Below are 20,555 nucleotides of genomic sequence, written 5' to 3' on the forward strand. Positions count from 1 at the left end.
CCTAAACTATATACAAAAGAAACCATCTATAAAAGATGGTTTATGAAGAAGGAGAATTCTGATCTAATATCTCCATAATTCGTTCTAAATCCTCTTCAGAGAAAAACTCGATTTCAATTTTCCCTTTTTTCTTTGTTTTCTTAATCGTGACCGTCGTACCAAATCGTTCACGTAGGTTCGCTTCTCTTTCCTTTAGAAAAACATCTTTCTTTTGTTTTGGCTTAGGCGTTTCACGTGGAACATCCTGATTTAATAGATGAATGTAGGTTTCAAGCTGACGCACATTCATATGCTCTTTAAGTACTTTAGTAATCACTTCATTCACACTATTTTTATTCTTTAAAGCGAGAAGCGCCCTGCCATGACCCATCGATATTTTTCCAGAGGAGATAAAAGATTGAATGTCTTCTGGGAGAGCTAGAAGTCGAATATGATTAGCCACATGGGGCCGGCTTTTTCCAAGTCGTTTTGCTAATTCTTCCTGTGTACCTCCTAGTCTTTCTAATAGAGTTTGATAGGCGACAGCTTCCTCAATGGGATTCAAGTCTTCTCGCTGAAGATTTTCTAAGATAGCAAGCTCCATCATTTGCTGCTCGCTCATTTCTCTTACTACAACCGGAACAGTCTTAAAACCAGCTTCTTTTGCTGCTCGATATCGCCTTTCCCCTACGACGATTTCATACCCTCTTATACTTTTTCGTGCAATAATCGGCTGAAGAATTCCATGCTGCATAATCGAATTTTTCAATTCTTCTATCGCCTCAGGACGAAAAACTTTCCTAGGTTGATAAGGGTTTGGTCTTATTTCCTTTATTTTAACTGCCTGTACAGTATCATCTTTTCCCGTTTCTAAATTGGGAAACAGTGCATTAAGTCCTTTTCCAAGGCCTTTAGCCATTTGCAACCACTTCCTTTGCCAGTTCTAAATAGACCTCTGCTCCCCGTGACTTTGGATCATAGATAATGATTGGTTCCCCATGACTCGGTGCTTCACTTAGTCTGACATTCCGTGGGATTATCGTTCGATACACTTTATCCTGAAAGTACTTTTTAACCTCTTCAATGACTTGGATTCCTAAATTTGTGCGGGCATCCAGCATCGTCAGCAGCACGCCTTCAATCCTTAATTCATGATTGAGATGTTTTTGTACAAGGCGAATCGTGCTTAACAGCTGGCTTAGTCCTTCAAGAGCGTAATATTCACATTGGACGGGAATGACAACAGCATCTGCAGCGGTCAATGCGTTCAATGTTAACAAACCTAGTGATGGCGGGCAATCAATAATGATATAGTCATAATCTTCTTTTACCTCTTCAAGCGCCCTTTTTAAGCGTACTTCCCGGGAAATAGTTGGAACCAGCTCAATTTCAGCACCTGCAAGCTGAATGGTGGCAGGGATTATATAAAGGTTTTCAACTTTCGTCTCTCTGATGACTTCAGATGCTTCTACGTCATCAACCAATACATCATAAATACATTGTTCCACATCCGCTTTGTCAATTCCTGCCCCGCTTGTGGCATTCCCTTGAGGATCAATGTCCACCAATAATACCTTCTTACCTATGTAAGCTAAGCACGCACTCAAGTTAACAGAGGTAGTTGTTTTTCCTACACCGCCCTTTTGATTGGCGATGGCGAGAACCATTCCCACGGTGTCACCTTCTTTCTAAACATAGTATTCTATCAATATTCATTCACTTATAAGTAAAAAATAGTAAAAATTAATATTTATTTTCCAATTTCAGTTTACCATGAAAGCATGCATTTCGACTCATTTTCTCGTACAGAAGTGAATAGGGAAAAGAAGGGTTTCAAAAAAACCCGGTAATCACTGATTACCAGGCATGTAAACCATTTATTTTTTCTTGGGGATTTTGATAGTGAATTGATAATACTCCTCAAATTCTTCTTCTTCAGAATCAAGATTAATCCCGTTATCCGTCACCATAGAAAGAGATTGTCGGATTGTATTAACCGCGATTCGCATATCCTTGGAGAATGCTTTCCGTTTAGGCTTGGGCTTTTGCTCGGTACTGAGCAGTCTCACTACCCGTTCCTCGGTCTGCTTAACATTCAAATTGCGTTCAATGATTTCCTCAAGTAGCTTGATTTGTTTCTCAGGGTTTTTCAAGGGGATCAATGATCGAGCATGACGCTCCGTAATTTGCTTGTTGAGCACCGCTTGCTGGACTTCCTGTGGAAGCTTTAACAGTCTAAGTTTATTTGCTACAGTAGACTGTCCTATTCCCAACCGCTGGGCAAGAGCTTCTTGGGTTAATTGATGTAATTCTATAAGTTTCCCATATGCTATTGCTTCTTCAATGGGTGTTAATTCTTCCCGCTGAAGATTTTCTATAAGTGCTACTGAAGCCGTTTCAGTATCATTAAAATCTTTTATAATGGCTGGAGCCGTTTCCCAGCCAAGCTTTTGCATGGCTCGAAAACGCCTCTCGCCAGCAATTATTTCGAATTTCCCTGATTCATACTCTCTCACAACAATCGGTTGAATGATGCCATGTGTATGTATCGTCTGAGCTAACTCGGAAAGCTTATCATCATTAAAAACTGTTCTTGGTTGATATCGGTTCGGGACAATGTCGGAGATGGAAAGTTTCATAATTTCATCATTTTTATTAGGTTCTTCCATCTCTTTCTGTTGTTCCTCTTTTTCGCCTAACCCGAAGAATCGCGAAAAAGGATGCTTCATCTTCCTACACCACCTTTACAAAACTCCCACATAACATATTCTCTATAATTTAATAAAGTCCTTCATACCTCGGCAAAATTGTTCAAGCCTGTTGTACTTACTCAATGGGCATTTTATTTGGAGTACCAGGTTTACGTGGATATTTCCTAGGTGTTTGCTTCACCTTTTGAATAATAATAATATTTCTTTCGCTGTTTTCTTCAGGTAAAAGAAACGGATGAACTTGATCCAATTTTCCACCCATAGCAGAAATCGCCTTTTTTCCAATATCTATTTCTTCTCCTGCACTAGCAGCCTTCATTGCAATAAATGTGCCGCCTGTCTTTACCAGCGGCAAACATAACTCACTTAGAACTGACATCCTTGCAACAGCTCGGGCCATAACAATATCGTATTGTTCCCGTTGGTCTGCTTTTTGAGCAAACGTTTCAGCACGGTCATGATAAAAGGTCGTGTTTGTCAACTGAAGAGAAGCGGACAGATGCTCGAGAAAAGAAATCCTCTTATTTAACGAATCAACAATGGATACCTGAAGATTCGGGAAGCAAATTTTCAGCGGTATACTTGGAAATCCCGCTCCTGCGCCTACATCACAAATCTTATAAGGTTTAGTAAAATCAAAATAAAAGGCGGCGCTGACCGAATCATAAAAATGCTTTAAATAAACATCTTCTTTTTCAGTTATAGCCGTTAAATTCATTTTTTCATTCCACTCTACCAAGAGCTCGTAATAGGTTTCAAACTGTTGCAGTTGAAGAGAGGAAAGCTCAATTCCCTTCTCCTTCAACTGTAATGCAAATTGGTCTATTTTCATGAATTAAACATCCTTTTTAGGTCTTTTATCCTTCAACACGCGCAATTTTCCCTTGTTCTAAATAAACAAGTAATATTGAAACGTCTGCAGGATTAACCCCTGAAATTCTTGATGCCTGAGCGATGGATAGCGGCAGCACTTGTTTTAGCTTTTGACGTGCCTCTGTAGCCAATCCTGAAATGGCATCATAATCAATGTTGACCGGTATTTTTTTGTTTTCCATCTTTTTCAACCGATCTACTTGCTGAAGGGACTTTTCAATATACCCTTCATACTTAATTTGTATTTCTACTTGTTCAGTTACATCATCATCTAGCTCAATTTCACTTGGTATAAGCTGATTAATATGGCTGTAACTCATTTCTGGACGCTTAAGTAAGTCGGAAGCACGAATCCCATCCTTTAACTCACTGCCGCCGCCTTCTGTTACAATTTGCTGTACTTGTTCAGTTGGTTTAATGAAAATTGACTGTAATCTGGCTTTTTCTGCTTCAACCGCTGCTTTTTTTAAGCAGAATGACTGATAACGATCTTCTTTAATTAAGCCAATTTTATGACCAAATTCTGTTAAACGAAGGTCTGCATTATCATGGCGGAGTAATAGACGGTATTCTGCCCGGGATGTTAAAAGTCGATAAGGCTCATTCGTTCCTTTTGTAACAAGATCATCTATTAACACACCAATATAGGCGTCTGCACGGCTAAGAATCAATTCTTCTTTTCCAATTGCCTTTAATCCTGCATTGATTCCGGCCATTAATCCTTGACCTGCAGCTTCTTCATAACCTGAAGTTCCGTTAATTTGACCAGCTGTATATAAGTTTTTCAACTTCTTCGTTTCAAGTGTAGGCCATAGCTGTGTTGGAACAATTGAATCATACTCAATCGCATATCCAGCCCTCATCATTTCACTTTTCTCCAGACCGGGAATAGATCGAAGAATTTTATGTTGAACTTCTTCAGGTAAACTGGTGGATAATCCTTGTACATAGACTTCTTGCGTATTACGTCCTTCTGGTTCCAAGAAAATCTGATGACGCGGCTTATCATTAAATCGAACGATTTTATCTTCGATGGATGGACAATAACGAGGACCGGTTCCTTTAATCATACCTGAATACATGGGAGAACGATGAAGATTATCATCAATAATCTTATGAGTTTCCTCATTTGTATAAGTTAACCAGCATGGCAGCTGATCCGTAATAAACTTCGTTGTTTCATAAGAAAAGGCACGATGTTCTTTATCACCTGGTTGGATCTCAGTTTTACTATAATCAATTGTATGGCTGTTAATCCGAGGCGGCGTTCCTGTTTTAAAACGAACCAAGTCAAATCCCAGCTCCTGCAAATGCTCTGAAAGCCTAATGGATGGCTGTTGATTATTGGGACCGCTTGAATATTTCAAGTCACCAAGAATAATTTCTCCGCGCAAGAATGTTCCTGTCGTAATCACGACTGTTTTAGCTCGATAAACGGCACCCGTTTTTGTGATAACACCTGTACAAACATCGTCCTCAACAATCAGCTCCTCGACCATTCCTTGAAGCAGCGTTAAGTTCGGTTCATTTTCAATAGTTTTTTTCATTTCCTGCTGATATAAAAATTTATCTGCTTGTGCTCGTAAAGCACGAACAGCTGGACCTTTTGCTGTATTCAGCATTCTCATCTGGATATAGGTTTTATCGATATTTTTTCCCATTTCTCCGCCTAACGCGTCAATTTCCCTAACAACAATTCCTTTTGCAGGGCCTCCGACTGACGGATTACATGGCATAAACGCAACCATATCGAGGTTAATCGTAATCATTAACGTCTTAGCACCAACTCTAGCAGCCGCAAGACCCGCTTCACTTCCTGCATGTCCTGCCCCAATGACAATTACATCATAACTTCCAGCATCATATTGCATTCTTTTTCCCTCCTATTATTTTTTATTTACCTAAACAAAATTGTGAAAAGAGTTGATTGATTAAGCCATCTTGCACACTTTCACCAATAATTTCGCCCAGCAGTTCCCATGCTTTCGTAAAATCAATTTGAACTAAGTCTATAGGTATCCCCGCTTCAATCGCCTCAATGGATGATTCTATTGCTTGTAAAGCTTGACCCAATAAGGCAATATGACGCGCATTCGAGACATACGTAAGATCACCTAATTCCAATGAACCCTTAAAGAACAATGACGCAATCGCTTCTTCTAAATCATCGATTCCTTGATCTTCTAGAAGAGAGGTAGATACAATTTGTTTAGCACCAATTTGTTTAACCTGATCGAGGTCAATCTTCCTAGGAAGATCTGTTTTGTTAATGATTACAATAACATCCATGCCTTCAATTGCTTCAAATAACAATTCATCTTCATGTGTCAGCTCAGCTGAATTATTTAAAACAAGCAGGATCAAATCTGCTTCCTTCAAAACCGCACGCGAACGCTCAACACCAATTCTTTCAACGATATCTTCCGTTTCACGAATGCCGGCTGTATCAACCAATTTTAGTGGAACGCCTCTTACATTTACATACTCTTCAATAACATCCCGTGTCGTACCTGGAATATCGGTTACAATCGCTTTATTTTCATGTACTAAGCTATTAAGCAAAGAAGATTTCCCAACGTTTGGTCTCCCAATAATAACGGTTGATAATCCATCACGTAATATCTTTCCCTGCTCAGAAGTATTTAGAATTTTTTCTATTTCTGTTTTCACGAAATAAGCTTTTTCTAAAAATAAACGGTGAGTCATTTCTTCAACGTCATCATACTCCGGATAATCTATATTAACCTCGACCTGTGCGAGGGTTTGCAAAATTTCTTGTCGTAATCGACGGATAAGCTGCGAAAGCCTTCCCTCCATTTGTCCTAATGCAACATTCATTGCTTTATCTGTTTTTGCACGAATTAAATCCATTACGGCTTCTGCCTGTGAAAGATCTATCCGTCCATTTAAAAAAGCCCGCTTCGTAAATTCACCAGGCTCGGCCAATCTAGCTCCTCGAGAAAGAACCAACTGCAGGACACGATTCACTGAAACGATTCCTCCATGACAGTTGATTTCTACTACATCTTCACGGGTAAAAGTTTTCGGACCCTTCATGATAGAAACCATTACTTCTTCCACTGTTTCTTCCGTTTTAGGATTGACTAAATGACCATAATGAATCGTATGCGAATCAGCATCTTCTAATCTTTTATTCCCTGGACCACGGTAGATGGAATCAGCAATTTGATAGGCATCATCTCCACTAATCCTTACAATGGCAATCGCACCTTCTCCCATCGGCGTAGAAATAGCTGTAATTGTATCAAATTCCATTTGTCTTTCACCTCGTTTTAGTTAGAAGTTCACGACTATCGTCAGGAGCTTACAACCATGTAATTATCTATTTAAATAAAAAGCTTTAATTGAACCCTAAATTACTACAATACCATAGTAACACTATGAAAAAAAGCAGATAACCCTATGCTTATTCCAAGTTATCCACATGTTTTTAAGAATGCAGCTAGTTTATTTTAACTTATCCACATGTGAATAACAACAGGCCGGAAACTGTTCCCTTTTCTGCTTTTCTCAGCAAACGCTGACTGAAATATGAAAAAGGTCCTTCTGCCATTGGCAGAGGGACCTTTTTAGGCTTTATTTTTTGGAGAAATGATTAAATGACGGAAAGGTTCTGTACCACTAGATGTCGTTTTGATTTTCGGATTTTTCAAAAGTGCCGTATGAATAATCTTTCGTTCATATGAAGGCATCGGTTCAAGAGAAACTTCTTTCCCAGACTTATGTGCTTTATCTGCCATTCTTTCAGCTAATTGGATCAGCGTATCATTCCGCCTTTGCCGATACCCTTCAGCATCGACTATTATCGTAATATACTGTTTAGAATGTCGATTTGCGACAAGCTGGGTTAAATATTGAAGCGAATTTAATGTTTGACCTCTCTTGCCGATTAATAAGGCAATTTTTTCACCGGATAAATGAAAGGTAACCACTTTTCCTTCCCTTTTTACCGTAATTTCAGATTGAACATTCATTTTTTCGCTAATATTCTTCAGAAATTGACAAGCTTCCTCGACAGGATCCGGCAGCAATGAAGCACGAACGACTGCTTTTCTGGCACCAATCCAGCCTAGAAACCCTTTTTTTCCTTGATCGACTACTTCAATTTCGACATTATCTCTAGTGGTGTTCAATTGAGCTAAAGCAGATGCGACTGCGTCCTCGACAGATTGTCCTGCAGCAGTTACCTGTTTCACTTTTTCTTTGCTCCTCCCGCATTTTCGGCAGCTAATTTTTTCATATCTGGACCTTTAATGACTAATGTTTGAACAATCATAAAGATATTACCGACTACCCAATATAATGAAAGAGCAGCTGGGAACTTAATTGCAAAAATCAAAATCATAACCGGCATGATATAAAGCATCATTGTCATTTGTGTAGCCATTTGCGGATTGGACTGAGTACCAGCCATTGTGATTTTCTGTTGAATGAAGGTCGTAATACCCGCAATAATTGGCAATAGGTAAATTGGATCTGGATTACCTAAATCAAACCAAAGGAAGCTATGCTTAGAAATCTCCGCTGTACGGCTGATTGCATGGTAAAACCCAATTAAAATCGGCATTTGGACAATCAACGGGAAACAGCCTGCAAGGGGATTAACATTATATTTCTTGAAGAGTGCCATCGTTTCTTGCTGAAGCTTTTGTTGAGTTGCTGCGTCCTTAGAGGCGTACTTATCTTTAAGTTCTTTCATTTCAGGCTGAATAGCCTGCATAGCTTTTGAACTTTTGGTTTGTTTGATCATTAAAGGGAGCATTGCAAAACGAATTATGAGCGTAACGACGATTAATCCTAATCCGTAACTATTACCTAGTAATTCGGAAAACCAAATAATCACTTTGGATAATGGATAGACAATGTATTCATTCCAAAAACCACTGCTGCTTGAATCAATTGGTTGATTGATCTCGGTACAACCTGCTAATAACATCGTAATCGATGCCAAAGCCATTATAAGTATGATTCTTTTCTTCAACCGTAATTTCCTCCAATCTTCAAAACAATCTGATAAAAAAACTCAATTCAGAATCCAGGAAGCAAGGCGCCCTGGATTCTGATGGTTGTCCCAAAAGGGATTCTTATTTAAGAAGCACTCCCAAAAAGCTTTATCTATGTTTTAGTCTTTAAGCCTATATAAAGGATATTATCTTTTTTTGGATTGGAAAGTAAGCGAATCAGACCGCTTTAGCACATGTGTTAAGCTGCTTTTCACTTCAGAAAATCCCATATCAGCTGCTGGTTTACGGGCAATTACCACATAATCCTTACCGGTTTGGATGTTTTCCTTTAATTCTAAAAAAGATTGCCTAACATATCTTTTCACTTGAACACGGACCACAGCATTCCCAATTTTCTTGCTCACGGAAAGACCGATTCTAAAATAATCCTGATCCGGCTTTTCAAGGACATAGACAACGAATTGTCTATTAGCGAATGACTCACCCTTTTTAAAAGCCAGCTGGAATTCATCATTCTTTTTTATTCTTAGCTTTTTTTTCATGCTTTACACCTTCAATAACCTTAATTGGGACAAATTAAGAACCGCTTATTATGAGAAAAAAAGACCACTGAAATTTTTCAGTGATCTATGCAGATAATACTTTTCTGCCTTTGCGGCGACGTGCAGCTATAACTCTACGTCCAGTTTTCGAGCTCATACGGCTACGGAAACCATGAACTTTACTATGCTTACGCTTATTTGGTTGATACGTACGTTTCATTTATGACACCTCCCTGAGGAATAACAGTTAAAGACAGTCTAGATAATTATATAGACCAACCCAGTAAAATGTCAACCTTTCCTTAAAATTAATATCGGACGCTATAAATCTTCAGCTAAGAACTTTGGTTGATCATTCTCAACTAACCTAAATGAAAACCACCAGGTATATTCTTATTCCACCTCCCTGTGGATAGTTTTTCGACACATTTTTTATTATCCACAGGCTTTTCAAATACCTTTTACACATAGTATTTGGCTGTGGAAAAGTTTTTCCCACAGCTTGTCAAACTTGTGGATAAACTTTTCTAAGCCATTGCAACTAGTGCGAATATCTGATATTATATTTGTGTTTTCACTCTGGATAACTAGCGATGATAAAATAAGTTATCCACAGATTGTTAATAACATGTGGATAGATTTTTCCGGCTGTGGATAATCTGTTGTCCACAAACGGTGGATAATGTCGAAAACTGTTTTTCTTCCTTATTATATATTTTCTCCTATACCTGTTGATGAATATTTATCCTATTTATTAAAATTAGCTTACTTCCTCCTGTACAATGGTTGTACAGCAAAAAAATGAAGTATGTATCATTGTCGAGTATGCAAGGCAGAAGTCGATTAATCTGTCCTTTTTTATATTTTTTTAAAAGAATTTTGTAAAGGAGGGATTGTCTTGGAAAACATCGATAGTTTATGGAACCAATCTCTATCTAAAATGGAAAAGAAGATTAGCAAACCGAGTTTTGAAACGTGGTTAAAATCTACTAAAGCTTATATGCTTCAAGGAGATATATTGACAGTTACCGCTCCAAATGAATTTGCACGAGACTGGCTGGAAGAGCGCTATTCTCATCTTATCTCCGAAGTATTATTAGAATTAACCGGCGAAGAGCTGGAAGTTAAATTTATTATCCCCTCTAACCAGGAAGATGATGAGTTCATTGTTCCTGCACCCGGAAAGAAACGCAAAAAAAATGAGAATGCTCAAAATGATTTTAACCAATCTATGTTGAATACAAAAAACACATTCGATACTTTTGTTATTGGATCTGGAAACCGTTTTGCTCATGCTGCTTCACTTGCTGTTGCCGAAGCACCTGCCAAAGCTTATAATCCACTGTTTATCTACGGAGGGGTTGGTCTAGGAAAGACTCACCTTATGCATGCCATTGGTCATTATGTACTCGAGCATAATCCTCGTGCAAAAGTAGTATATTTATCTTCCGAAAAATTTACGAATGAGTTCATTAACTCAATTCGTGACAATAAAGCAGGAGAATTCCGAGATAAATATCGCAGCGTTGATGTCCTTTTAATCGATGATATTCAATTCTTAGCTGGAAAAGAACAGACACAGGAAGAATTTTTCCATACGTTTAATGCTCTTCATGAAGAAAGTAAACAAATTGTTATTTCTAGTGATCGGCCCCCAAAAGAAATTCCTACACTGGAAGATCGTCTGCGTTCTAGATTTGAATGGGGCCTGATTACAGATATCACACCACCTGATCTAGAAACTCGGATTGCCATTCTTCGTAAAAAAGCAAAAGCCGAAGGATTGGATATCCCTAACGAAGCTATGCTTTACATTGCCAATCAAATTGATTCCAATATTCGTGAACTTGAAGGTGCCCTTATTCGTGTTGTTGCGTACTCTTCCTTAATAAATAAAGATATTAATGCCGACTTAGCTGCAGAAGCACTAAAAGATATCATTCCAAGCTCTAAGCCGAGAATTATTACCATCCTTGATATACAAAAAACGGTTGGTCAGCATTATAGTATTAAACTTGAAGATTTTAAGGCTAAAAAACGAACAAAGACAGTCGCTTTCCCTCGTCAAATTGCTATGTACTTATCTAGAGAGCTGACTGATTTCTCACTTCCTAAGATTGGTGATGAATTTGGAGGACGAGATCATACGACTGTTATTCATGCACACGAAAAAATATCGAAGCTGCTTCAAACCGATTCACAACTGCAAAGACAAGTAAAAGAAATCCAAGAACAGCTCAGGGTATAAGCTCTGGAAACTGTGTATAACTTGCTTGCATTTACACACAGTCTGTCCACATGTGGATAGACTGTTTTTCCTTGGCTTTTCAAGGGTTATCCACATATCCACAAGCCCTACTACTATTACTACTATCTTTTAAATAAAAAATATTATATATATATGCGGCTAAAAACGAAAAATGCACTCTATTTTAGGAGGATGTAAAATGAAATTTATTATCCAGCGTGATCGTCTTATTCAAAGCGTCAATGAAGTCATGAAAGCTGTAACCTCCCGAACAACTATTCCAATTTTAACTGGGATCAAATTAACGGCAGATTCAGAAGGTTTAACATTGACAGGTAGTGATTCAGATATTTCTATCCAATCATTTATACCTGTTGAAGAAGATGAACATGAAATTGTTGAAGTAAAAGAAAGTGGAGCTATTGTTCTAAATGCACGCTTTTTCGGTGAAATCATTAAAAAGTTACCTATGGAGACAGTTGAAATCGAAGTTCATAATAATTTTCAAACGACCATTCGTTCAGGTAAAGCTGAATTTAATTTAAATGGCTTAGATGCTGAAGAGTATCCGCACCTGCCGCTTATTGAAGAAGAAAATATTATTAAAATACCAGCTGATCTTTTGAAATCTTTAATCCGTCAAACTGTGTTTGCAGTGTCCACCTCAGAAACACGCCCCATCTTGACAGGTGTAAAGTTGGAGGTTCAAAACGAAGAGTTAACCTGTATTGCAACAGACAGTCACAGGCTGGCAATGAGAAAAGCGCCTATTGAAAGTAAACTAACGGATCCTACTAGTGTGGTTATTCCAGGGAAAAGTTTAAATGAGCTAAGCAAAATACTTGATGATAACAACGAAATTATTGAAATGGTTATTACGGAAAACCAAGTGCTGTTTAAAGCAAAAAATTTATTGTTCTTCTCAAGATTATTAGAGGGCAACTATCCAGATACATCCCGTTTAATTCCTTCAGAAAGTAAGACAGATGTGATCGTTCATGCAAAAGAATTTTTAAAAGCTATTGATCGTGCATCTTTACTAGCAAGAGAAGGACGAAACAATGTTGTCAAACTTTCAACTCTTCCAGGAGGAGTCATTGAGGTTTCTTCTAATACACCGGAAATTGGTAAAGTCGTGGAAGAAGTTCAAGCAGAACTCATTGAAGGTGATGAGTTGAAAATATCTTTCAGTGCAAAATTTGTTATGGATGCATTAAAAGCGCTGGAGGGTACGGATATCAAAATTAATTTCACAGGTGCTATGCGCCCATTTGTAATTCGCTCTATTCATGACGATACAATGCTGCAGTTAATTCTTCCGGTTCGTACTTACTAAGTTAAAACATTATTCTTTTTTACAGAGAAAAGGTCTGATTAACAGGCCTTTTTTCTGTAGTTACCTTTGTAAAACACAATTTTTTACCTGTTTTTAGTTAAAAAATCGGCAATGCTTTGTCTTAATGTCTTTTTTTTAGTAAAATAAAGTATTAGAGATTACTTTGAAGGTAGTGAAGGAAATGCAAATAACTGAAATACAGATCCAAACTGAATACATTACGCTTGGACAATTTTTAAAGCTGGCAGATATTATCCAAAGCGGCGGCATGGCCAAAGCCTTCCTAGGTGAAAATGATGTTTTCATCAATGAAGAATTCGATGTCCGTCGAGGCAGAAAATTACGAGAGGGTGACATAATCGATATACCAGACATCGGAATATTCATCATTACTCGTTAAAGTAAAAGGGAAGTATCGACTATGTATATAGAAAACTTAGCCTTAAGGAACTACCGAAATTATCAAAACCTAGAGCTTTCTTTCGAAAACAAGGTCAACGTGATATTAGGCGAAAATGCACAAGGTAAAACAAATGTCATGGAATCAATTTTTGTCTTAGCTATGGCTAAATCGCATCGGACATCAAATGATAAAGATCTTATTCGTTGGGATGAAGAATATGCTAAAATAGAAGGACGGGTTCGAAAACAAACTACGTCGATTCCTTTAGAATTAACGATTTCCAAAAAAGGTAAAAAAGCGAAATGTAATCATATCGAACAGAAAAAACTAAGCCAGTATGTTGGAAATATGAATGTCGTTATGTTTGCACCGGAGGATCTTCACTTGGTAAAAGGAGCTCCACAAGTCAGACGGCGGTTCATTGATATGGAAATCGGCCAGGTTTCGCCTGTTTATCTTCATGATATGAGTCAATATCATAAAATTCTTATCCAAAGAAACCATTACTTAAAGCTTCTTCAAACAAGAAAACAAACGGATACTGCTATGCTTGATGTCTTAACTGAACAGTTCATACATTATGCAGTGAAAATTGTCGAGAGAAGGTATAGGTTTCTGCATTTACTTCAAAATTGGGCTGAACCGATTCATTCTGGAATTTCGAGAAATCTGGAAAAGTTGAAAATCCAGTATAAACCTTCCCTTGATGTATCAGAATCTATGGATTTGACGAAAATGATAGAAGTATTTGAAGATAAATTTTCCAAGGTGAGAACAAGAGAAATTGAACGTGGTGTTACATTGGCAGGACCTCATCGAGATGACTTAGCTTTCTTTGTCAATGGCAGAGATGTTCAAACCTTTGGGTCACAAGGACAGCAGCGAACAACAGCTCTTTCACTGAAGCTTGCTGAAATTGAATTGATACATGCAGAAATTGACGAATATCCAATTCTATTACTCGATGATGTTTTATCTGAACTGGATGATTATCGCCAATCACATCTGCTTAATACGATTCAAGGAAAAGTACAAACCTTTGTAACCACTACCTCTGTTGATGGAATTGACCATCAAACCTTGCGCGGTGCATCAACCTTTACGGTGCACCAGGGAAATGTCATACAAGTCAAATGATGAGGTGAACTTATGTATCTTCACATTGGTGAGGACATTCTTGTTAAAACCGATGAGGTAATTGCTATTTTAGATAAACAATTGCTTGATTGTTCCCCTTTTACTCATGAGTTTCTTGAGCGAAAAGCAGATAAAATTGTTAATCTAGCTAAGAACTCTATCAAGTCCATCGTGATTACAGATAACCATGTTTATTATTCCCCCCTAGCTTCTGGAACATTAAAAAAAAGATCATTGCAAAAAGCAATTTCATTTGATGAATAGATGGCACAACCAAACAAAAACCAAAACAAGTTACTAAAATGCCAATAGAAAAGTGTAGGTGATATGGTGTGACAATGGAACAAAAACATACGGAAGTGGAAAGCTATGATGAGAATCAGATACAGGTATTAGAAGGTCTAGAAGCTGTTCGTAAACGGCCGGGAATGTATATTGGTACCACTTCTTCAAAAGGCCTTCATCATCTTGTATGGGAAATTGTAGATAACAGCATTGACGAAGCGCTTGCAGGTTACTGTTCTGAAATTAAAGTAACCATAGAAGAAGACAACAGCATTACTGTTGTTGATAATGGCCGCGGTATTCCAGTAGGGATTCATGAAAAAATGGGACGTCCGGCTGTAGAAGTTATTATGACCGTTCTTCATGCCGGGGGTAAATTCGGCGGTGGAGGATATAAGGTTTCTGGCGGCTTGCACGGTGTTGGTGCTTCTGTTGTTAATGCCCTTTCAAGTGTATTAGAAGTGTATGTTCATAGAGATGGACATATTTATTACCAAAAATTCATGCGCGGAGTTCCGCAGGAAGATCTGGCCATTGTTGGTGATTCAGATCATACAGGTACGACCATTCACTTTATTCCAGACGGAGAAATCTTTACTGAAACATTAGAGTTTGAATTTGATACGCTGGCAACTCGAATGAGAGAACTGGCTTTCTTAAACAAAGGCTTAAAATTGATTCTTGAAGATAAGCGTGAAGAAGATAAAACAGCCGAGTTTCATTACGAAGGCGGTATTAGTTCGTATGTAGAACATTTAAACCGCTCAAAAGTCGTTTTACATGAAGAACCTATTTTCATGGAAGGTGAAAAAGACGGTATTTCCGTGGAAATAGCTCTTCAATACAATGATGGATACATCAGCAATTTATTCTCATTTGCGAATAACATCCATACCTATGAAGGCGGAACACATGAATCCGGATTTAAAACTGCCCTAACTCGAGTTATTAATGACTATGCACGTAAGAATGGATTGCTTAAAGAAGCGGACACAAACTTCTCAGGAGATGACGTTCGTGAAGGCTTAACTGCCATTATTTCTATCAAGCATCCTGATCCGCAGTTTGAAGGCCAAACCAAAACGAAACTTGGAAATTCAGAAGCGAGGACGGTCTCTGACTCAATTCTCTCTGAACGATTAGATGCGTTTTTATATGAAAATCCTTCTGTTGCAAAAAAAGTAGTTGAAAAAGGCCTTATGGCAACCAGAGCACGCCTTGCAGCGAAAAAGGCACGTGAATTAACGAGACGTAAGAGTGCATTAGAGGTTTCTAGTTTACCTGGTAAGCTTGCAGATTGTTCATCTAAGGATCCATCTATCAGTGAAATCTACATTGTAGAAGGAAACTCCGCAGGAGGATCTGCGAAACAAGGACGGGATCGGCACTTCCAAGCTATTCTGCCGCTTAGAGGGAAAATCTTAAACGTTGAGAAAGCACGTTTAGATCGTATCCTTCACAATATTGAAATTGGGACAATTATCACTGCCTTAGGCACAGGAATTGGTGAAGAATTCAATATTGAAAAAGCTAGATATCATAAAATTGTCATTATGACAGATGCCGATGTCGATGGTGCACATATTCGGACATTGATGTTAACGTTCTTTTACCGTTATATGCGAAAAATTATTGAATACGGCTATATTTATATCGCTCAGCCGCCCCTCTTTAAAATTCAACAGGGAAAACGGGTTGAGTATGCGTATAATGACAAACAGCTGGAGGAAATCCTTGCATCGCTTCCAGCACAGCCTAAGCCTAACTTACAGCGTTATAAAGGACTAGGTGAAATGAATCCAGAGCAGCTTTGGGAAACGACGATGAATCCAGATACAAGGACCCTTCTTCAGGTCAGCCTTACGGATGCCATTGAAGCGGATGAAACTTTTGAAATGCTCATGGGTGATAAAGTAGAACCTCGTCGTAACTTTATCGAGGAAAATGCAATCTACGTTAAGAATCTTGATGTTTAATTTAGAACAGGATATTCTATCCTGTTCTTTACATAGTGTCCCAAGGACCTAGATTGAGTTTTATAAAAGGAGGTTGGCTCCATGTCAGAAAATGAACGTTCAAATGTTAAAGATATAAATATAAGTACTGAAATGCGTACATCTTTCTTAGATTATGCAATGAGTGTTATTGTATCCCGGGCTTTGCCTGATGTAAGGGACGGATTAAAGCCGGTACACCGAAGAATTTTATATGCTATGAATGACCTCGGGATGACTTCTGATAAACCATTTAAGAAATCTGCACGTATTGTTGGTGAAGTTATTGGTAAGTATCATCCGCATGGTGACTCAGCTGTTTATGAAACAATGGTGCGTATGGCACAACCCTTTAACTACCGGCATATGCTCGTCGATGGCCACGGGAATTTTGGTTCGGTCGATGGTGATCAGGCAGCAGCGATGCGTTATACGGAAGCAAGATTATCAAAAATATCTATGGAACTACTCCGTGACCTGAATAAAGATACCGTTGATTACCAGGAAAACTATGATGGCTCTGAAAAAGAACCCGTCGTTATGCCTGCACGTTTTCCCAATTTATTAGTGAATGGTTCTTCTGGAATCGCGGTAGGTATGGCCACAAATATTCCTCCTCATAACTTAGGAGAAGTGATTGATGGGGTCCTTGCTTTAAGTAAAGATCCAGAAATCACTATTTCAGAACTGACGGAGATTATTCCAGGTCCTGATTTCCCGACAGCAGCCCTCATATTAGGCCGCAGTGGAATTAGAAAAGCCTATGAAACCGGAAAAGGGTCAATCCTTCAACGGGCAAGAGTAGAAATTGAAGAAAAAGCGAATGGAAAACAAGTTATTTTGGTTAAGGAAATTCCTTATCAAGTTAATAAAGCACGACTCATAGAAAAAATTGCTGAACTAGCCCGCGATAAGAAAATAGATGGCATCACAGACTTAAGAGATGAGTCTGACCGTAATGGAATGCGGATTGTTATGGAAATCCGCAAAGATGCAAACGCAAGTGTTCTCTTGAACAATCTATATAAACACACAGCGATGCAGACAACATTTGGCGTGAATCTTCTTGCTTTAGTTGATGGACAGCCTAAAGTGCTTAATCTTAAGGAATGTCTGTATCATTATCTTGAACATCAAAAAGTAGTGATTCGCCGCAGAACAGAATATGAATTACGTAAAGCTGAAGCACGAGCTCATATTCTAGAAGGATTACGGATTGCCCTTGATAATTTAGATGCAGTTATTGCATTAATTCGTGCTTCACAAACGACTGATATTGCTCGTAACGGATTAATGGAGCAATTTTCCCTTTCTGATAAACAAGCCCAAGCAATTTTAGATATGCGTCTACAACGCTTAACTGGGTTAGAAAGAGAGAAAATTGAAGAGGAATACCAAGCTCTAATGGCACAAATTGCAGAATATAAAGAAATTCTTGCTAATGAAGAAAAGCTTCTTGAAATCATTCGTGAGGAACTTATTGAAATAAAAGACCGCTTTAGTAATCCAAGACGGACAGAAATTATAATGGGCGGATTTGAACATCTTGAAGATGAAGATTTAATTCCTCAAGAAAACATTATCGTGACATTGACACATAATGGTTATATTAAACGTCTGCCTGTCTCCACATACCGCAGTCAAAAACGCGGGGGCAGAGGAATACAAGGAATGGGAACCAATGAAGACGATTTTGTTGGCCATTTATTAACGACTTCTACTCATGATACACTTCTATTCTTTACGAATAAGGGGAAAGTATATCGAGCAAAAGGGTATGAAATTCCTGAATACGGTCGTACTGCTAAAGGCTTGCCATTAATCAATTTGATTGAAATTGAAAAAGGTGAGTGGGTAAATGCTATTATTCCAGTCAAGGAATTCGTAGATGATTGGAGTTTATTCTTTACTACTAAACACGGAATTTCCAAACGTTCACCATTATCATCCTTTGCTCATATCCGTAACAATGGGTTGATTGCTGTTGGTCTTCGTGAAGACGATGAATTAATTTCGGTTCGTTTAACTAATGGTGATAAACACATTGCTATTGGTACGAAAGACGGAATGATGATTCGTTTCCATGAAACCGATGTACGTTCAATGGGACGGACAGCAGCTGGCGTTAAAGGAATATCCTTACGTGAGGGCGACGAAGTAATTGGGATGGAAATTCTTGAAGAGAGTGAAGAAGTTCTAATTGTTACCAAGCACGGTTATGGTAAACGGACGCCAGCAGAAGAGTATCGTATTCAAACCCGTGGAGGCGTAGGAATTAAAACCTGCAACGTTACGGAAAAGAATGGTGAACTTATTGCTCTTAAAACCGTAAGCGGCGAAGAAGATCTCATGCTGATTACAGCTGCAGGTGTATTAATAAGAATGGCAGTAGAGGATATTTCAAAAACTGGCCGTAATACTCAGGGTGTGAAATTAATTCGTCTTGAGGCATCAGAAAATGAATATGTTTCTACTGTAGCTATGATTGAACGTGAAGAAGAAAAAGACCTGATTGAAGATATTTCTGAAGTGGAAACTGTTTTACCAGTTGAATCAACAGAAACTGACTCTACTGAACTAGACTCTAATCCTGAAGACAATGACACTAATCAGTCTATGGACGAAGAAGAAGAGTAAATACAAAATTAGTGAGGCTGTCCCTAAAAGGACAGCCTCATTTTATTTTGTGCAGGATTTAGTAATAAAGAACTAGATAAAATTATAGTCAATTCGACCTAAATACAGTAATATTATGGTAATGAATAGCATAGAGGTGATGACTATGAGGGTTAAGACTCATTATTTAGTTGAGGGCTGTATTCTTAGTAAAGATATTGTCGGCAGAATAGGAAATCCCATTATTAATAAAAAAACAATTTTAGATACTGAAATGTTAAATGTACTTAAAGCATTTCTGATAAGTGAAGTAAGTGTAGAAAAGACATTGATAAATGGACAGCAATACCATCCACGAGAAGTGATTGATGAAGAAAAAGAAGATCTTAAAGAAGAACCTTCTTTTATTACTAATTATTTAAAAACAGTTCAAATTTATAAACAATACTTTAAAAACTGGCAAGCGGGGAGTAAGGTAGAGGTTGCAAAGATTAGAGAAATCATGATTCCACTGCTTAAAAAGGCACTTAATAACCCATCTGTGATTTTTTCGCTCCATCATTACTGCACGAAAGAAGACTATTTATATCATCATGCTATTTCGGTCGGCTTAATCAGCGGATACATTGCACAGAAGAAAAAGTTTGATGTTGGTGATGTTATTCAAATCACAATGGCGGGTTGTTTAGTTGATTGTGGAATGGCCAAGATATCTCCAAGTATTCTTGATAAGAAAACCGCATTAACTGCACAAGAGTATGAAGAGGTACGGAAACATCCTATATACAGTCTTCGAATGCTGCAAAGCACATCGATCCTAAAAGAGACAGTCAAGTATGCCATTCTACAGCATCATGAAAGGCTGGATGGTAGTGGGTATCCAACAGGAAAGCATGGAACAACTCCTCATGCATTTTCAAGAGTAGTCGCTGTAGCAGATGTGTATCATGCGATGACCTCTGAAAGAAGCTACCGTAAAAAGCAATCACCGTTTAAGGTAATGGAAATGATCCTTCATGATGACTTCGGAAAATTTGATATATCTGTTATTAAAATCCTTCTTGCTGGTATTGCAAATTATGCGATAGGCAGTAAAGTTAGATTATCAAACGGCTCAGCAGCAGAAATTATATTCATTGATGAAAATGCACAGACTAGACCCTTAGTTAAATTACTTGATTCCAGCGAATTACTTTACTTAGATAGAAATAGAGAATTGTTTATAGAAGAAATTATGTAAAGAAGATCTGTGTATTGGTAAGCAGATTTTCTTTCTTTTTCCGTAACTCTGGCAGCTAATCTCAGCTTATTCTTCCTTGTTTATTAAAATAGTAACCATAGAGAAAATAAGTCTTGCAATTCCTTCGTATCCTAGATATAATAACTAAGTCGACAAGGAAGTTAAAAATAATTGTTGACATCGAAACACGTAAGTATTATACTTAC

Annotated in this window: 18 protein-coding genes; 8 read left to right on the top strand and 10 right to left on the bottom strand. The window is 38.0% G+C overall.

Going from position 1 to position 20,555, the window contains the following annotated elements:
- Nucleotides 1-40: 40 nt before the first annotated feature.
- From WYK_RS11970 to rpmH, 10 genes are all read right to left on the bottom strand, one after another.
- On the bottom strand, nt 41-898 hold the full coding sequence (locus tag WYK_RS11970) for a ParB/RepB/Spo0J family partition protein (protein WP_040374712.1): 858 nt from the start codon (nt 896-898) through the stop codon (nt 41-43).
- Nucleotides 891-1,652 (bottom strand): ParA family protein, encoded by a 762-nt coding sequence (locus WYK_RS11975; protein WP_040374713.1) that lies wholly within the window; start codon nt 1,650-1,652, stop codon nt 891-893. The genes WYK_RS11970 and WYK_RS11975 overlap by 8 nt, the downstream gene beginning before the upstream one ends.
- A gap of 204 nt (nt 1,653-1,856) precedes the next feature.
- A complete protein-coding gene (gene noc, locus WYK_RS11980; protein ID WP_040374714.1) occupies nt 1,857-2,708 on the bottom strand; it encodes a nucleoid occlusion protein in 852 nt (283 codons plus the stop codon).
- A gap of 97 nt (nt 2,709-2,805) precedes the next feature.
- Nucleotides 2,806-3,522 (bottom strand): 16S rRNA (guanine(527)-N(7))-methyltransferase RsmG, encoded by a 717-nt coding sequence (gene rsmG / locus WYK_RS11985; RefSeq protein ID WP_040374715.1) that lies wholly within the window; start codon nt 3,520-3,522, stop codon nt 2,806-2,808.
- 25 nt (nt 3,523-3,547) lie between these two features.
- Nucleotides 3,548-5,434, bottom strand: a complete 1,887-nt coding sequence (gene mnmG / locus WYK_RS11990) for a tRNA uridine-5-carboxymethylaminomethyl(34) synthesis enzyme MnmG (protein ID WP_040374716.1) — start codon at nt 5,432-5,434, stop codon at nt 3,548-3,550.
- A gap of 22 nt (nt 5,435-5,456) precedes the next feature.
- Nucleotides 5,457-6,839, bottom strand: coding sequence for a tRNA uridine-5-carboxymethylaminomethyl(34) synthesis GTPase MnmE (mnmE, locus tag WYK_RS11995; RefSeq protein WP_040374717.1), 1,383 nt, complete (start codon nt 6,837-6,839; stop codon nt 5,457-5,459).
- Between the two features lie 314 nt (nt 6,840-7,153).
- On the bottom strand, nt 7,154-7,780 hold the full coding sequence (gene jag, locus WYK_RS12000) for an RNA-binding cell elongation regulator Jag/EloR (RefSeq protein ID WP_040374718.1): 627 nt from the start codon (nt 7,778-7,780) through the stop codon (nt 7,154-7,156).
- A complete protein-coding gene (gene spoIIIJ, locus WYK_RS12005) occupies nt 7,777-8,565 on the bottom strand; it encodes a YidC family membrane integrase SpoIIIJ (protein ID WP_040374719.1) in 789 nt (262 codons plus the stop codon). The genes jag and spoIIIJ overlap by 4 nt, the downstream gene beginning before the upstream one ends.
- Before the next feature lie 168 nt (nt 8,566-8,733).
- The gene (gene rnpA / locus WYK_RS12010) at nt 8,734-9,090 is read right to left on the bottom strand and encodes a ribonuclease P protein component (protein ID WP_040374720.1); all 357 of its coding nucleotides are present in this window, start codon (nt 9,088-9,090) and stop codon (nt 8,734-8,736) included.
- Nucleotides 9,091-9,175: 85 nt separating this feature from the next.
- Nucleotides 9,176-9,310: a 50S ribosomal protein L34 gene (gene rpmH / locus WYK_RS12015; RefSeq protein WP_040374721.1), complete on the bottom strand. Its 135-nt coding sequence runs from the start codon at nt 9,308-9,310 to the stop codon at nt 9,176-9,178.
- A 678-nt stretch (nt 9,311-9,988) separates the two neighbouring features.
- Here rpmH and dnaA point away from each other — a divergent pair.
- The 8 genes from dnaA to WYK_RS12055 all read left to right on the top strand — a co-directional run bounded on the left by dnaA (nt 9,989) and on the right by WYK_RS12055 (nt 20,349).
- Nucleotides 9,989-11,338 (top strand): chromosomal replication initiator protein DnaA, encoded by a 1,350-nt coding sequence (dnaA, locus tag WYK_RS12020; RefSeq protein ID WP_040374722.1) that lies wholly within the window; start codon nt 9,989-9,991, stop codon nt 11,336-11,338.
- A 199-nt stretch (nt 11,339-11,537) separates the two neighbouring features.
- The gene (gene dnaN / locus WYK_RS12025; RefSeq protein ID WP_040374723.1) at nt 11,538-12,674 is read left to right on the top strand and encodes a DNA polymerase III subunit beta; all 1,137 of its coding nucleotides are present in this window, start codon (nt 11,538-11,540) and stop codon (nt 12,672-12,674) included.
- A gap of 181 nt (nt 12,675-12,855) precedes the next feature.
- Nucleotides 12,856-13,074 carry a S4 domain-containing protein YaaA gene (gene yaaA / locus WYK_RS12030; RefSeq protein ID WP_152526462.1) on the top strand — a complete coding sequence of 73 codons (219 nt, stop codon included), beginning with the start codon at nt 12,856-12,858 and terminating at the stop codon, nt 13,072-13,074.
- Nucleotides 13,075-13,095: 21 nt separating this feature from the next.
- Complete coding sequence (gene recF, locus WYK_RS12035; protein ID WP_040374724.1) at nt 13,096-14,214, top strand: DNA replication/repair protein RecF; 1,119 nt, start codon at nt 13,096-13,098, stop codon at nt 14,212-14,214.
- 12 nt (nt 14,215-14,226) lie between these two features.
- Nucleotides 14,227-14,478, top strand: a complete 252-nt coding sequence (remB, locus tag WYK_RS12040; protein WP_040374725.1) for an extracellular matrix regulator RemB — start codon at nt 14,227-14,229, stop codon at nt 14,476-14,478.
- Between the two features lie 74 nt (nt 14,479-14,552).
- The gene (gyrB, locus tag WYK_RS12045; RefSeq protein WP_040374726.1) at nt 14,553-16,475 is read left to right on the top strand and encodes a DNA topoisomerase (ATP-hydrolyzing) subunit B; all 1,923 of its coding nucleotides are present in this window, start codon (nt 14,553-14,555) and stop codon (nt 16,473-16,475) included.
- Nucleotides 16,476-16,556: 81 nt separating this feature from the next.
- Nucleotides 16,557-19,130 carry a DNA gyrase subunit A gene (gene gyrA, locus WYK_RS12050; RefSeq protein WP_040374727.1) on the top strand — a complete coding sequence of 858 codons (2,574 nt, stop codon included), beginning with the start codon at nt 16,557-16,559 and terminating at the stop codon, nt 19,128-19,130.
- A 145-nt stretch (nt 19,131-19,275) separates the two neighbouring features.
- On the top strand, nt 19,276-20,349 hold the full coding sequence (locus tag WYK_RS12055; protein ID WP_040374728.1) for an HD-GYP domain-containing protein: 1,074 nt from the start codon (nt 19,276-19,278) through the stop codon (nt 20,347-20,349).
- The last annotated feature ends 206 nt before the right edge of the window (nt 20,350-20,555 follow it).

Source organism: Peribacillus psychrosaccharolyticus ATCC 23296 (assembly GCF_000305495.1).
Lineage (GTDB): Bacteria > Bacillota > Bacilli > Bacillales > DSM-1321 > Peribacillus > Peribacillus psychrosaccharolyticus.

Coding starts and splice junctions, on each gene's coding strand:
- rpmH (WP_040374721.1), bottom strand. CDS start 9,310: ATGAAACGTACGTATCAACCAAATAAGCGTAAGCATAGTAAAGTTCAT.
- mnmG (WP_040374716.1), bottom strand. CDS start 5,434: ATGCAATATGATGCTGGAAGTTATGATGTAATTGTCATTGGGGCAGGA.
- dnaN (WP_040374723.1), top strand. CDS start 11,538: ATGAAATTTATTATCCAGCGTGATCGTCTTATTCAAAGCGTCAATGAA.
- yaaA (WP_152526462.1), top strand. CDS start 12,856: ATGCAAATAACTGAAATACAGATCCAAACTGAATACATTACGCTTGGA.
- recF (WP_040374724.1), top strand. CDS start 13,096: ATGTATATAGAAAACTTAGCCTTAAGGAACTACCGAAATTATCAAAAC.
- WYK_RS11970 (WP_040374712.1), bottom strand. CDS start 898: ATGGCTAAAGGCCTTGGAAAAGGACTTAATGCACTGTTTCCCAATTTA.
- remB (WP_040374725.1), top strand. CDS start 14,227: ATGTATCTTCACATTGGTGAGGACATTCTTGTTAAAACCGATGAGGTA.
- rnpA (WP_040374720.1), bottom strand. CDS start 9,090: ATGAAAAAAAAGCTAAGAATAAAAAAGAATGATGAATTCCAGCTGGCT.
- mnmE (WP_040374717.1), bottom strand. CDS start 6,839: ATGGAATTTGATACAATTACAGCTATTTCTACGCCGATGGGAGAAGGT.
- gyrA (WP_040374727.1), top strand. CDS start 16,557: ATGTCAGAAAATGAACGTTCAAATGTTAAAGATATAAATATAAGTACT.
- WYK_RS12055 (WP_040374728.1), top strand. CDS start 19,276: ATGAGGGTTAAGACTCATTATTTAGTTGAGGGCTGTATTCTTAGTAAA.
- gyrB (WP_040374726.1), top strand. CDS start 14,553: ATGGAACAAAAACATACGGAAGTGGAAAGCTATGATGAGAATCAGATA.
- rsmG (WP_040374715.1), bottom strand. CDS start 3,522: ATGAAAATAGACCAATTTGCATTACAGTTGAAGGAGAAGGGAATTGAG.
- noc (WP_040374714.1), bottom strand. CDS start 2,708: ATGAAGCATCCTTTTTCGCGATTCTTCGGGTTAGGCGAAAAAGAGGAA.